The organism is Planococcus maitriensis, from assembly GCF_003289925.1.
Taxonomy (GTDB): Bacteria; Bacillota; Bacilli; order Bacillales_A; family Planococcaceae; genus Planococcus; species Planococcus maitriensis.
Window position 1 is genome coordinate 101,187 of sequence record NZ_QLZQ01000005.1, and the last position, 14,307, is coordinate 115,493.

General features: G+C 51.5%; 10 protein-coding genes and 1 pseudogene. 8 read left to right on the forward strand and 3 right to left on the reverse strand.

Annotated features, from left to right (window positions below):
* Positions 1–64 precede the first annotated feature (64 nt).
* Together DP119_RS11985 and DP119_RS11990 are read left to right on the forward strand one after the other, a co-directional pair.
* Positions 65–679, forward strand: coding sequence for an NUDIX hydrolase (locus tag DP119_RS11985; protein WP_112233401.1), 615 nt, complete (start codon positions 65–67; stop codon positions 677–679).
* 115 nt (positions 680–794) lie between these two features.
* Positions 795–1,868: a branched-chain amino acid aminotransferase gene (locus tag DP119_RS11990; protein WP_112233402.1), complete on the forward strand. Its 1,074-nt coding sequence runs from the start codon at positions 795–797 to the stop codon at positions 1,866–1,868.
* A 246-nt stretch (positions 1,869–2,114) separates the two neighbouring features.
* On the opposite strand, the gene DP119_RS11995 is transcribed toward DP119_RS11990, so the two are convergent.
* The gene (locus DP119_RS11995) at positions 2,115–2,966 is read right to left on the reverse strand and encodes a TetR/AcrR family transcriptional regulator (RefSeq protein WP_112233403.1); all 852 of its coding nucleotides are present in this window, start codon (positions 2,964–2,966) and stop codon (positions 2,115–2,117) included.
* Positions 2,967–3,064: 98 nt separating this feature from the next.
* Here DP119_RS11995 and DP119_RS12000 point away from each other — a divergent pair, with 98 nt between their 5' ends.
* From DP119_RS12000 to DP119_RS12025, 6 genes and pseudogenes are all read left to right on the forward strand, one after another.
* Complete coding sequence (locus DP119_RS12000) at positions 3,065–6,160, forward strand: efflux RND transporter permease subunit (RefSeq protein WP_112233404.1); 3,096 nt, start codon at positions 3,065–3,067, stop codon at positions 6,158–6,160.
* 174 nt (positions 6,161–6,334) lie between these two features.
* Complete coding sequence (locus tag DP119_RS12005) at positions 6,335–7,777, forward strand: alkaline phosphatase (RefSeq protein ID WP_112233405.1); 1,443 nt, start codon at positions 6,335–6,337, stop codon at positions 7,775–7,777.
* Positions 7,778–7,799: 22 nt separating this feature from the next.
* Entirely contained in the window at positions 7,800–8,435 is a 636-nt protein-coding gene (locus DP119_RS12010) for a DUF4352 domain-containing protein (RefSeq protein ID WP_112233406.1), read from the forward strand.
* A 187-nt stretch (positions 8,436–8,622) separates the two neighbouring features.
* Positions 8,623–9,657 (forward strand): hypothetical protein, encoded by a 1,035-nt coding sequence (locus tag DP119_RS12015; RefSeq protein WP_112233407.1) that lies wholly within the window; start codon positions 8,623–8,625, stop codon positions 9,655–9,657.
* A 539-nt stretch (positions 9,658–10,196) separates the two neighbouring features.
* Positions 10,197–10,961: pseudogene (gene proB, locus DP119_RS12020) on the forward strand (glutamate 5-kinase); the annotation flags it as partial.
* A gap of 35 nt (positions 10,962–10,996) precedes the next feature.
* A complete protein-coding gene (locus DP119_RS12025) occupies positions 10,997–12,274 on the forward strand; it encodes a glutamate-5-semialdehyde dehydrogenase (protein ID WP_112233409.1) in 1,278 nt (425 codons plus the stop codon).
* Positions 12,275–12,324: 50 nt separating this feature from the next.
* Here the strand turns inward: DP119_RS12025 and DP119_RS12030 are convergent, their stop codons facing one another.
* Both DP119_RS12030 and mgtE read right to left on the reverse strand, forming a co-directional pair.
* Entirely contained in the window at positions 12,325–12,738 is a 414-nt protein-coding gene (locus tag DP119_RS12030; RefSeq protein WP_101192015.1) for a DUF4395 domain-containing protein, read from the reverse strand.
* Positions 12,739–12,877: 139 nt separating this feature from the next.
* A complete protein-coding gene (gene mgtE, locus DP119_RS12035) occupies positions 12,878–14,224 on the reverse strand; it encodes a magnesium transporter (RefSeq protein ID WP_112233410.1) in 1,347 nt (448 codons plus the stop codon).
* Positions 14,225–14,307: the final 83 nt, after the last annotated feature.

Genomic DNA, 14,307 nt, shown 5'->3' on the forward strand with positions numbered 1-14,307 from the left:
GGTTGAAAAGCCGGGCGCTTCGATTATTTGGTAAGATAGGAAGAAAGGAAATCGAGGTGATGGCATGGAACCGGAAAAGATTTTGGAAAAAGTCAAAGGGCGGGTGCCTGAAGTACTCGGCAACCGGGATTTCTCGAAATTCGCCATTCTTCTCCCGTTAATCGAAAAAGAAGACGGCGTCCATATCCTGTTTGAAGTGCGGTCGTTTGAAATGAGGCGTCAGCCGGGGGAGATTTGTTTTCCGGGAGGGCGGATCGACCGCAGGGATGAAGATGAAGAAGAGACGGCCTTGCGTGAGACGATGGAAGAGCTGGGCATCCGCAAAGAAGCGATCAGCAATGTGTTTCCGCTTGATTACATCGTCTCGCCATTTGGCATGATCGTTTATTCGTTTGCGGGCTTTATCGATCCTGAAACGGATTTTGAACCGAACCCGCCGGAAGTCGACAGTGTTTTCACGGTGCCGCTGAAGTTCTTCCTGGAAAACGAACCGCGCGTATACCGCATCGATTTCGATATCCAGCCGGAGGAAAGTTTCCCGTACGATTTGATTGCCGGAGGCGAGAACTACAACTGGCGTGCGCGCCAAGTGGATGAGTTTTTCTATTTATATGAAGACCGTGTCATTTGGGGCTTGACCGCGAAAATTCTCATGCATTTCATGGAGTTGATCCGCTGAGCCGATGGGCCGATATTTAGGGAATTTTCGAAACGCTCTTTTCAGCTTGAGCAATGATGTGTATAATTATTCGAAATCGTGAAAATACTATTGCTGCACAGAAGGAGAAATGACCATGACGACTTATCAATTGGAAGTAATCGAGAATACTGCGAAGAAAGACAAGCCGGCGCAAGACCAGCTTCCATTCGGCCAAACTTTCACTGACCATATGTACATCATGGAATACGAAACGGAAAAAGGCTGGCATGAACCGAAGATTGTGCCATATGGCCCGATTTCCTTGGATCCGGCAGCTATGATTTTCCATTATGGGCAGACGGTTTTTGAAGGCATGAAAGCATACCGCACCGAAGACGGGCGCGTATTGCTGTTCCGTCCCGAGAAGAATTTCGAGCGCCTTAACCTATCGAGCGAACGCCTCAGCATCCCGTCGATCGACGAAGAATTGGCGCTCGAGCACCTGAAGCAATTGATCAAGATCGAAAAAGACTGGGTGCCGAAAACACCGGGCACGTCGCTTTATATCCGCCCGTACATCATCTCGACGGACGCCAATTTGGCAGTGGGGCCATCATCTACATATAAATACATGGTGATCCTGTCGCCTGTCGGCTCTTATTTCCCAGGCGGACTGCAGCCGGTTGTCATCCATGTCGAAGACAAGTTCACGCGCGCAGTCAAAGGCGGCACAGGAATGGCGAAAACAGCGGGGAACTATTCTTCCGGCTACCAGGCACAAGCGAATGCCAAGAAAGAAGGCAACGCGGACGTCCTATGGCTCGATGGCGTCGAGAAGCGCTATATCGAGGAAGTCGGCAGCATGAACATCTTCTTCAAAATTGATGGGGAGATCGTGACGCCTGAACTCAATGGCAGCATCCTGAAAGGCATCACGCGCATGTCGATCATTGAATTACTCAATTCATGGGGCATCCCGGTAACGGAAAAACGCATCGCGATCGACGAGTTATACGAAGCGTATCAGGCAGGGAAAGTCGAGGAAGCATTCGGGACGGGGACGGCTGCGGTCATTTCCCCGGTCGGCGAACTCAATTGGCAAGGCAAGAAAATGATCATCAACAACCACGAAATCGGTGAATTGTCTCAAAAGCTGTACGATACGATCACTGGCATCCAGACAGGAAAAGTCGAAGACACACTGGACTGGACCGTGGAAATCAACTAAATCAGCGCATGTAAAAAGCAGTATTTTCCGAAGCTTATCGCTCGCTTTCCGTGGGCTCGCGCCCAAGCCTCCTCAGTCGCTTTGCGCCTTGCGGGGTCTCGGTCGTCTCGCTATTCCACAGGAGTCGAGCGAACACTTCTCCAAATACTTAAAGAGATCGTTGATTGTTGAATGTAGAAAAAACGATTCCATTCTAATTCGTAATGAATTAATAGACTTCTTCAACACTCTGAAAAAGCCCAGACGTCAATTGTCTGGGCTTTTTTTCTGTTCGTATTTTTTCAATAGGTACGACAGCCATTTGGCGGGAGCGTAGTCGTAGATATTGGCCTGCAAGCCATGCAGGATGGCGTGCCTTGGCGTTTCCGACTTGAGCTCTTCGGCAAGCAGCGAGAAGGATTCGGCCATGAGCGGCGGATGCTGTTCGTCTTCCAGTAATTCGGCGATCACCGCCAGCAATTTTTCCGCGGTGGTCACTTCTTCCGGGCCTGGCATCGGCAATTCGACCATTTCTTCCGTCAGGTAAGCCGTATTGGAGTAAGCGGCCAGCACGTTGGTCTTTTCCACGAGGAGCTCTGCGATTTTTTCAATATCGTGCGGGTACGGATGGAACAACACCAGCTGGGAATAAATGCGCACGAAGCCTTTGATGGCAATGAGCAAGTCATAGCGGCGGCCCCGAAGCTGCTCTCCATGAAGCTCGTCCAGTAACGACAGCAGCGAATGGTCGATCCAGGTGTCGTAATGGATGAGTTTCTCCAGGATTTCCTCATTCAAGGCATGCATTGGCTCACGCGCGTAGATCTTGGCGAAATCTGCATGCTTTTCGAGCAAGGCGAGATGGGCATGAAAAAAGAGGTAGAGCTTCTCGTCAGGGGACTTAAAACTATTGACTACTCGGTCAATATCGGCGACAAAGTTTTTCATGAATGAATCGATGATTTCCTTGATCAATGTTTCTTTGGAGGGGAAAGACAGGTAGAAAGCGCCTTTCGAGATGCCCGCAGCTTGAGTGATGTGCTGGACAGACGTGGCTTCAATTCCTTTTTCGGCAAAAAGTTGCAGTGCGGATTCCAGGATCTGTTGCTTTTTTGACATATTTGATTCCTCTTTTCAGATTACTTGTTTGACGCTTGACCAGTTGGTCATTAGTATGGAATAGTAAATGGATTTCGTCAAAGAAAGGAAGAAGTTGTGTGCAAGGATTAGTGCGTTTTGTTCTGAAAAACAAATTTGCCGTGTGGCTGTTGACTTTAATTGTAACCTTTGCCGGCATATATTCAACAACCCAAATGAAGATGGAGTCGATTCCCGATATTTCGATTCCTTACTTGATCGTCTCGGGGGTCTACCCGGGCGCTGCGCCTGAACAGGTGATGGAAGAGGTTTCGATACCTGTCGAACAGGCAGTCGAAAGCCTGGAGGATGTCAAAGCGGTTTATTCGAACTCCTCCTCGAATGTTTCCCAAATCCAGATCGAATACGATTATGGCGTCGATATGGATGAGAAAAAGCGGGAACTCGAATCCGCAATCGACGGCGTCAGCTTGCCGGAGGAAGTGGAGACGCCGTCGATCATGTCGATCGGCCTCAATATGTTCCCGGTCGTTGCGCTGTCAGTCAGCAGTGAAACGGAATCGATCGTTGAACTGACGGACCGTGTCCAGAAGGCGATTTTGCCGGAAATCGAGAAAATCGATGGCGTCGCCTCTGCGACTGTCACCGGACAGCATGTCGAAGAAATTCGTCTGACATACGATGAAGCGGCGATGGCTGACCGTGAGGTGACGGAAGAGGACATCCAGCAGATGATCGAAGCGAGCAATATTGCGCTGTCGCTCGGCCTTCGTGAATTTGAGGAAGGCGAAGAAGCGGTCTATATCGACGGATCGGTTGCTTCTATTGAAGAGTTCGAGGAATTATTGATTCCGGTGACGCCTTCTGAAGACGATCCGGAACCGTTTGTTGCTTTGTCTGAACTTGCCGATGTGGAACTGGTCGGGAAAGTGCAGTCGATTTCCCGCACCAACGGCGAAGATGCCATAGCAATCCAAATCGTCAAAGGCCAGGAAGCCAATACAGTCACTGTGGTCAATGAAGTGAAAGACTTGATGGCGGATTTGGAAAGCGAAGTGGACGGCTTGATCGTCGACATTACGCTTGACCAAGGCGAACCGATCGAGGAATCGGTCTTCGCGATGGTCGAAAAAGCCTTGTTCGGCGGCTTGATTGCCGTGCTCATCATTTTGGTGTTCTTGCGTGATTTCCGTTCGACGCTCATTGCGATCGTCTCGATCCCGGTATCCATTTTTGTGGCGCTATTATTGTTGAACTGGCTCGACATCACTTTGAACATCATGACGCTCGGTGCCATTACCGTGTCGATCGGACGGGTCATCGATGACTCGATTGTCGTCGTCGAGAATATCTACCGGCGCATGCATTTGAAAGAAGAGAAATTATCCGGCCGCAAATTGATCCAATCCGCGACAATCGAAATGTTCAAGCCGATCTTGTCATCGACGCTTGTGACGATCGCGGTCTTTGCGCCGCTGGTCTTTGTCGGCGGAATGGTCGGTGAATTGTTCTTGCCGTTCGCACTCACGATGTCGTTTGCCTTGCTTGCGTCGCTTGCAGTGGCGGTCAGCATCGTGCCGGCGATGTCGCATAGTTTCTTCAAGAAGAAGCTATACGGCGAGAAAACAGCTTCGAAGCATAAAGAAACCGGCAAGATGGCGCTTTGGTTCCGCTCCTTCCTGGAAAAAGCCTTGAACCATAAATGGATCACTTCGATCATCGCGGTTGCGCTGCTCGTAGGGTCTTTGGCGCTCACGCCATTGATCGGCTTCTCGTTCCTCGGCTCGCAAACCGAGAAAATGATGTATATCACGTATTCCCCAACAGCCGGGGAGTTGCAGGAAGAGACTGTCGAGAACATCGAAGCGGTCGAGCAGGACCTGCTTGAACGCGAGGACATCGACGTTCTTCAATTATCGATCAACGATTCAGCTAACGCCGATATGGCCCAGATGATGATGGGCGGCGGAGATGGCGCGTTAGTGTATTTGATCTTTGACGATTCGATTTCCGTGGAGGAATTCGAGGAATCCCGCAAAGAAGTCAACGATTACCTTGAAGGGCTCGACCATTCGGGCGAATGGGGCGAGCAGGATATGATGGGTGGCGGCATGATGGCATCGAGCGAAGTCGCGTACACCTTGTACAGCGAAGACCTGGATGACTTGATGGATACCGTGGCTCAAGTCGAAGGCGCGATGAGCGATGTCGATGGCTTGGAAGAAGTGACATCCGATGCGGAAGATCCTTACGTGGAACACAAGTTGCGTATCGAGCAGCAGGAAATTCTCCAATACGGCCTGACGGCGGGACAAGTCGCGGTGGCTTTGTCCGGCGGTGGCCAAAATGAAGTGCTGACGACGGTCAACACGGACGGCGGAGAACTTGAAGTCATCGTCCAGCGTGAAGCCCAGCAGGATGCGGCGACTTTCGAAGAACTTCTGGAAACGCCGGTTCCGACCGCTGCAGGCACCACGATGACTGTCGGCGAATTGGTCGACGTCGAAGAAGGCACGACCTTGAATACCTTGAGCCGTTCGGAAGGTGCTTATTATGCGACGGTTTCCGGCACGGTGACGGGCAATGACGTGTCTGCGCCAAGTGCGGCCGTCCAGGAAAACGTAGAGGAACTGGACTTGCCTTCAGGCGTGACAGTAGAAACCGGCGGCGTGACGGCGGACATCAATGAAACCTTCACGCAGCTCGGCTTGGCGATGGCTGCGGCAATCGCGATCGTTTACTTCATCCTGGTGGTGACGTTCGGCGGCGGCCTTGCGCCATTCGCCATCCTGTTCTCGCTGCCATTTGCAGTAATCGGTGCATTTGTCGGGCTGTACGTAACCGGCCAGACGATTTCCGTGTCGGTCATGATGGGGCTGCTCATGCTCATCGGGATTGTCGTGACGAACGCCATCGTCCTGGTCGACCGCGTCATCCATATGGAACGCGAAGGCATGACAGTGCGCGAAGCCTTGCTGGAAGCAGGAGCGACGCGTCTGCGCCCGATCCTCATGACGGCAATCGCCACGATCGGCGCCATGATTCCAATGGCCGTCTCAAGCGGAGGCGGTGGCCTTGTCTCCCAAGATTTGGCGATCACCGTCATCGGCGGCTTATTGTCCTCGACCTTGCTGACACTCGTGGTCGTGCCGGTCGTCTATGAAGTATTGCGCAAATTCCAGAAAAATAAATCACTCGTCGATCGCGAAGATTGATCGACGCACAACCGGCTTCCTTAATGGGGGCCGGTTTTTAATTTGGGAATATCCCCGGAAGTTATTTCCCGGGAAATAGCTGTTCCTTAACAAAGTCTATACATGCTCTCAACAATTCCTTAATATTCCTTCGATACACTAACGGTGGTCAACAAACACGAGGAGGAATGCCAGATGATCCGAAAATCGATGAAGAAACTTGTCCCAGCCGCCGTGGTGGCAGCGGTCGCCGTAACGAGCTTTACCCCGTCCGCGCCTGCGGAAGCGCACGGGAACGGCAAAGCCGAAGTACATAAGGAACATAAACATCCTGGAAAAGGAAAGGGGAAAGGCAAAGGCCACGGCAAAGATAAGGATGCGCCGAAAAATGTCATCTTCCTGATCGGCGACGGCGTCGGCACGGCCTATACATCCGCTTACCGTTATTTGCAGGACGACCCATCTGCGCGCTTTGCAGACGACATGTCTTTCGATTCGTATTTGGTCGGCCAGCAAATGACCTATCCGGAAGATGCGCACCAGAACGTCACCGATTCGGCGTCGGCCGCCACTGCCATGGCAGCGGGCGTCAAAACCTATAACAATGCCATCGGGGTCGATAACGATGAATCGGAAGTGAAAACCGTCCTCGAAGCGGCGAAAGAACAAGGCAAGGCAACGGGGCTTGTGGCGAGTTCCGAAATCACACACGCGACACCGGCATCATTCGGCGCCCACGATATCAGCCGCCGCAATATGAATGCCATCGCCGATGATTATTTCGATGAGCGCATCGACGGCGAACATAAAATCGATGTCTTACTCGGCGGGGGCACTAAACTATTCGACCGAACGGACCGCGATTTGACGGAGGAGTTCCAGGAATCGGGCTATGGCTATGTGACATCGAAAGAAGAGCTGCTCGCCAATGACGATGGACAAGTGCTCGGGCTGTTCGCAGAAGGCGGCTTGCCGAAAATGATCGACCGCGAAGACAGCGTGCCGTCTCTTGAAGACATGACGCGTTCTGCAATCGACCGCCTGAAGCAGGACGAGGACGGCTTCTTCCTGATGATTGAAGGCAGCCAAGTCGACTGGGCAGGGCACGACAACGATATCGTCGCAGCGATGAGCGAAATGGAAGATTACGACCGTGCATTCCAGGCAGCGATCGAATTCGCCAAGCAAGATGAGAATACATTGGTCGTGGCGACAGCTGACCACTCGACAGGCGGCTTCTCGATCGGAGCAGACGGCATCTATAATTGGTTCGCCGAGCCGATCCTCGCTGCACAGCGCACACCGGATTTCATGGCTGCTGAAATTGCAGAAGGGGCCGGCGTGGAGGAAACATTGGAACGCTATATCGATCTGGACTTGACTGAAGAAGAAATCGCTTCTGTGAAAAAAGCGGCAAACGAAGGCGAATACTTGGACATCGACAATGCCATCGAGCGTATTTTCGATAAACGTTCGCATACCGGCTGGACGACTGGCGGCCATACAGGGGAAGACGTGCCGGTTTATGCTTACGGTCCTGCCAGCCAGAAATTTGCAGGGCAATTGGACAATACGGATCATGCCGGCATCATCTTCGACTTGATGGGCGCGGATGTCACGATCGACGACAAACAATAAACGATAGCAAGGAGCGGATTGGATGAAAGCGAGATTAGCATGGCTGCTTGTCCCATTGGCATTATTATGGGGCTGCCAAGACGAGACAGCGCAAGACACGGCGACTGCGGCGTCTTTGCCGGAAGCGCCCGCGTACACGGAACAATATGTCCTCAGCCCGCAAGTGAGCGACGACCGCCGCTTGCAGGAGCCTGGCCAGAAAGCGCGTGATGCAAAAGGCGGGCTGGAGCTGTTGGCGGCCAATATGGAAGCGCAGGCAGTGCAAATCGGCGATATCGAGCTGACCATCCATGAAACGAAGCTGCTGCAGTACACGCCGGATTATAGCCTGATCGATTTCTACCATTCCTATACGCACGACCAGGAATTCGAGCTGGCAAAGTTTTTTGTCGAAATCCACAACACCTCCAGTGAAGAAATGAATTTCGCGCCGGTGGCATTGGTCGAGACAGAAAGTGGCGAAGTGAAGACTTGGGAAGACGATGTGTATTTGGAGTCGTTGAACGAAGGGCTGAAACCCGGAGAAGTAAAATCAGGCAACGTCGGTTTTATCTTGGAAGACGGGGCACAAGAGCTTAAATTGACCACGAGCAAACTATTCGCCGCGGATGGGGAACTGCTCGCCCCGGCGCAAAGCATGGCGATCAAACTCGATTGAGCGCCAACCATTTTCTATAGAAGAAACGCAAAACCGGCTGGGTACGCGACAGCCGGTTTTTTGCCATGGAAAGAGGAAGGCAAAACAACATATAGATATCTGAATAATTAAATTACTCTATTGTTTTTTCCAGAAAAATCCTTCATGATAGAGCTAATAACAAGCTGCCTCAAAAGGAGATGGGGTCATGAAGCTAAGTGAACGGTATATCCGCGCAGTGCTCGAACGGCTGCCCCAAGGCAAACGGCAGGAAGCGGAAAAAGACTTGAGAAACAAATTATCGGAACGGCTTACAGCAGACAGTACCGAGAACGAAGAACGGATGGTCCTTCAGGAATTCGGCCATCCGGCACTGATGGCGGAGCATTATGGGAAAGTAAGGCGTTACTTGATCGGCCCGCGCTATTTCGACTTGTACGTCCGCTTGCTGCGGCTGGTCATTCCGCTTGCCGTGCTCATCACGCTCATTGTCGTGACAATCGTCGGCATTGTCTCCGGAATCGGCCAGGAAGAGACGCTGATATCGGTACTCGTCTCGTTGATCGGCAATATCATCGGCGCGATCTTCAATACCATCATGCAGACCTTGTTTTGGATCACACTGGTCGTTGCCGTTCTGGACTGGGCGGATAAATCGGGCGTGGAGACGCCGCTCGGGTTGACGATGGAAGAGTGGACCCCTGATGACTTGAAAGAATGGGGAGGGCAGGAAGCGCTGCTGGAGCCGGTTGAGGCGCAAGTGGCAAAAAGCCAGATTTTCGGCAGCTTGATCTGGATGGTCATCTGGACGACGGTCTATTTCAATGCCGACAAAGTGCTCGGTATCTACACTGACGATGGGGAAGGCTTGCGCTTCCAAATGGCGGTGTTCAACCAGGACGTGCTGTTGTCGTATTGGCCATTCATTGCCCTCGTCATCGTTTTGGAGTTGTCGCTCGCCATCTGGCAATGGCGCGCAGGCTACTGGAATTACCGGTTAGCCGCATTCAATGCCGCAGTTCAAACGGTTTCGGTGCTCGTGTTCATCCTGATTTTCATCAATTCGGAACTGCTCAACCCTGAATTCCAGCAGTTCCTCACCGCCACGTTCGGCGGATCCAATGCACTCACCTGGATTTTCGGGGGTATCCTGGCCATCATGATCATCGGGGCGTTGAGTGATATCATCCAAGGATACCGCCGTGCTGCCAAACGCAAGGAAAGTGAAGCGCCCCCTGGATAAAAAAGGCGGTCGAAGCAGTGGTACTTTAGAATGAAATAGCAACACTTGTACGTGTTTTGCCCGTATCCCTTGGGGTGCGGGCTTTTGTGGATCCTTAAATATGCCTTTATACCCACTTTATATCTGAAATGAAAGCCCTTTCATAAGGCGAAATCCCCTCCCTGAACTTGAAATACCCTCTGGTTATGTTACACTTGCCACTTATGATTGGCGCGTTGCAAGCGATCAGCTGCCAGCTGGGATTCCGGTTGGCGAAGAATGCGCAGCCGCCATCTCCGGAATTTTAAATGGTTTATAATGAAACGCATGTTTTTGAATAAATATTCATTATTATGCAAGTGATGAAGTTTCAAAAACTGTTTTGTAAGTATTTTTGAAATTAGTAGTTGACTTAAAATGCATTTGATTGCATAATAATTCTTATTATCAGACAACGAAAGTCAGCCATTGTAAAGCGTTTTACGGAGACCGGGTTCTTCCGCTTTTGATCGTAATGGGAGAGCTCATTAAATAATCAAAATCGGGTGGTGACTGTAACAATGGAAAAGAAAAGAATAGTAGTGAAAATAGGAAGCAGCTCATTGACGGACAGCCACGGTAAATTGTCCATCACGAAGTTGCGGGAACATGTCGGCGCGCTGGCCCGCTTGAAAGAAGAAGGCCATGACGTCATCTTGATTTCATCTGGCGCTGTTGCAGCCGGATGCACAAGCATGGGTTATTTATCCCGTCCGGATACGGTTGTCGACAAACAATCGGCGGCAGCCGTCGGGCAGAGCCTGCTCGCGCAGGCATACGCGACAGAATTCAAGAATTTCGACATCGTCTCTGCACAATTGCTGTTGACGAAAGACTTGTACCAAAAAGCGGACGATACCATTTCGAAATTGCTGGAGCGCGGCATGATGCCGGTCATCAACGAAAACGATTCGGTAGCGGTCGAGGAATTGACCTTCGGTGATAACGATATGCTGTCGGCCCTTGTCAGCGGGCTCGTCCGTGCGGATCAATTGATCATTTTGACGGATATCAACGGCATTTATGCAGATAATCCGAAGACCAACCCATCCGCTGAACGATATACCCATCTGAAGGATATCCCGGATGAATTGATGGAAGCCGCTTCCGGTGCCGGGTCCGATGTGGGAACCGGCGGCATGAAGACCAAAGTGGAAGCCGCGAAAACAGCCCATAACTTCGGCGTCGATGTGTTCATCGGCACAGGTGAAGGCAGTGAAAAATTGGTTGAGATCATGGATGGAAACGGCGACGGGACATATATTGCAAAACCTGTTAAAGAATTAGCGTAAGGGACGGAAATTCGAAAGGAGAAGATTGGATGACAGAAGTTCTTCAAAAGGAAGCAGCTTTGGAGACAGAACTGGTACAAAAAGCGAAAAAAGCGAAAGCGGCAGCGGGGGAACTCGCGAAAGCCGACACCACCCTGAAAAATAAAGCATTAGAACTCATCTCTCAGCAGTTGATGGCTGAAAAAGATTTCATTCTAAAAGAAAACCTGAAAGACATTGAAGCCGGGCGCGCAAATGGCATGAGTGAATCGCTCGTGGACCGCCTGAAACTCGATGAAGGGCGCCTGGCGGATATGGCGGATGCGCTTATCCAATTGACCAAACTCACCGATCCGGTCGGTGAAGTGCTCGAGCATTGGCAGCAGCCAAATGGCCTCGACATGACGAAAGTGCGCGTGCCGCTTGGCGTGGTGGGCATGATTTACGAAGCCCGCCCGAACGTCACGGTGGATGCGTCGAGCCTGTGCCTGAAAACAGGCAATGCGGTCGTCCTGCGCGGCAGCTCGACAGCGATCCACTCGAACACAGCGATTGTTTCGGTCATCCACCGTGCACTCGAACAAAGCGAATTGCCGGTGGATTCCGTGCAATTGCTCGAAGATACGAGCCGTGCGGCGGCCTCTGCGATGTTCAAGCTGAACGACTATTTGGATGTACTGATCCCGCGTGGCGGCGCCAACCTGATCAAGACAGTCGTCGCGAACTCGACAGTGCCGGTACTTGAGACAGGCGCAGGCAATTGCCACGTCTATATCGACGAGACGGCGAACAAGGATATGGCGATCAACATCGCGTTGAACGCGAAAACCCAGCGTCCATCGGTCTGCAACTCCTGCGAAACGATTCTCGTCCATGAGAAATGGGCCGAGCAGCACCTGCCGGAATTGATTGAAGCCTTGCAGGCAAAAGACGTGAAAATCCACGGCGATGAAAAGGCGCAGCAATCAGGCAGCGGCATCATCCCGGCGGAAGAAGCCGATTGGGGCACGGAGTACTTGGCTTATGAACTCGCGCTGAAAACGGTAGGAAGCGTGGATGAAGTGGTCAAGCATATCAACCAGTACGGCACGAAGCATTCTGAGGCGATCATTTCGGAACACGCAGAAAGCGTCCAGCAATTCTTCACGGAAGTAGATGCGGCAGCGGTCTATCATAACGCGTCGACGCGCTTTACGGACGGCTTTGAGTTCGGCTTTGGCGCCGAAATTGGCATCAGCACGCAAAAGCTTCATGCACGCGGGCCAATGGGCTTGCCGGCACTGACTTCAACGAAATACATCATCAAAGGCAATGGCCAAACAAAATAAAAAAAGCGGAGACTGCGGTCTCCGCTTTTTTCTGTTCATTTATAAATACCTTAATAGTCCGTTTTCGCCCGGCGGTGTTTCCACATCATCAGCTGGTAGCGCACGGTGCAGCCGATGCAATAGCCCATGAGCGCGACACCAGCGGCGATAATGACCATAGCGCCGAAAACAGTGGCGACGATCGGCAGGCCTGCTGCGAAAAACAGGAGGGAGAGCCCAAGGCAGACAGTGGCGATCCATTGATTGAACAATTGCTGGTCGCGATCTTCCTGCAGGTAGCTGTTTGGAGGATTCGGCAAAAAGCGGCGACCGAACGCAATAAGCGGATTTTTCTTGGTGATCAAGGTAACGACTCCAATGGCGAAAGGCACGAGCAGAATCAGCGGGTGGACGATGAGCCCGGCTAACACCGTGGCGACAAGAAAAGCTTGATTGAGTTGGACGAGCGGTTTTGGAATGGTCATTGTTAATCCCTCCGAGTTTTTTATGGCCAATCGGCTCTGAAAAAGCCGCGATCAGCACGAGAATGTGATGGCATAAAGTTTCCCCTTATTATACATAGTTGATTACTCGGAATAAAGAAAACAGCTCAAAAAACACTGTTCACATCAAACGAGAGATGAACAGCGAAGCAAGCCCAAAATAAATGAGCAACGAAAGGATATCGTTGATGGTCGTAATCAATGGCCCTGATGCGACTGCCGGGTCTATTTTCAGACGGTACAGAATGAGCGGGATAACGGTACCGGCGAGCGTCCCGATGATTAAGGTTAAAAGCAATGAACTTCCGACGACGAGCCCGAGCACCAGGCTGCCTTGCCAAACATAGGCGATGAGTAAAATCAACACGGCGCACGTGACGCCAATGATGATGCCGACCCATAATTCGCGCAGGATGAGTTTGAACGTACCTTTTTTGTCGGGCTTTTGGCCAACCAGCCCGCGCACAACGACTGCGAGCGACTGGGTGCCGGTATTGCCGGTCATGCCGGCAATCATGGGCATGAAGAACGCCAAGGCGACCACTGTCTGCAAGGTGTCTTCAAAGCGGCTGATGATGCCACCGGAGATTAGCCCGATAAACAACAGCAAAATCAACCAAGGCAAACGGCGGTATGCTGCAACAAAAGGCGGTGTCTGAAAATCAATCGATTTGCCGGATGCAGAAAGCTTTTCGATGTCTTCATTCGCTTCCTGCAACACGACATCAATGACGTCATCGACGGTGATGATGCCGAGCAGCCGGTTTTCCGTATCGACGACAGGCAACGTGATAAAGTCGTAACGGCTGATAATGGCAGCTACTTCTTCCTGGTCGGTCAAGGCATCGACTTTGACGACGCGTGTATACATGACATCGTCGATTTGTTCATCGAGTTCACCGAGGATCAAATCTTTATAGGAAACAACCCCAAGCAGTTTCTTGTCTTCATCGACGACGTATAGATAGTTCAAGTACTCGGCAATTTCCGCGAAATCGCGGATTTTATCGATTGCTTCACGGATGGTGTAATGGCGCGGAATCCAGACATAGCGGTTGTTCATGATGCGTCCCGCTGTTTCCGGCGGGTAATTCATCGTCTTTTGGATATAGGAAGATTCCTCGCGATTCATGCGCGACAGGAGCTCTTCGATCATCGTTGGCTCTAAATCGGACAATAGGGAGACGAGATCGTCATTGTCCATCAAGTCGAGCACTTTGGTTGATTGGTCGACGGACATTCGCTCAAGCAAACGCACCTGGTCGTTCCGGTGAAGCTCCTGCATGAGCTCCGTCAATTGGCGGACAGTCAGATGAAGCAGGAAGCGTTCACGGTGCTTTTCGGGCAGATGGCGGTATTGGACCGCGATGTCGTAAGGCTGCAGCTCATCGAGTATGTGCTGGAAATCTTGCGTCCGACCGTCTTTCAAGGATTGGATCAATGCTAAAGTGATTTCATTTTCTGTCATCGCAAGGCTTCAGCTCCTTCCGGGGTGGCCTTGAGTGCGAGGCGGCTTCTTTTCTTCTTTCCCCAAAAGGGAGGCGGCCATGC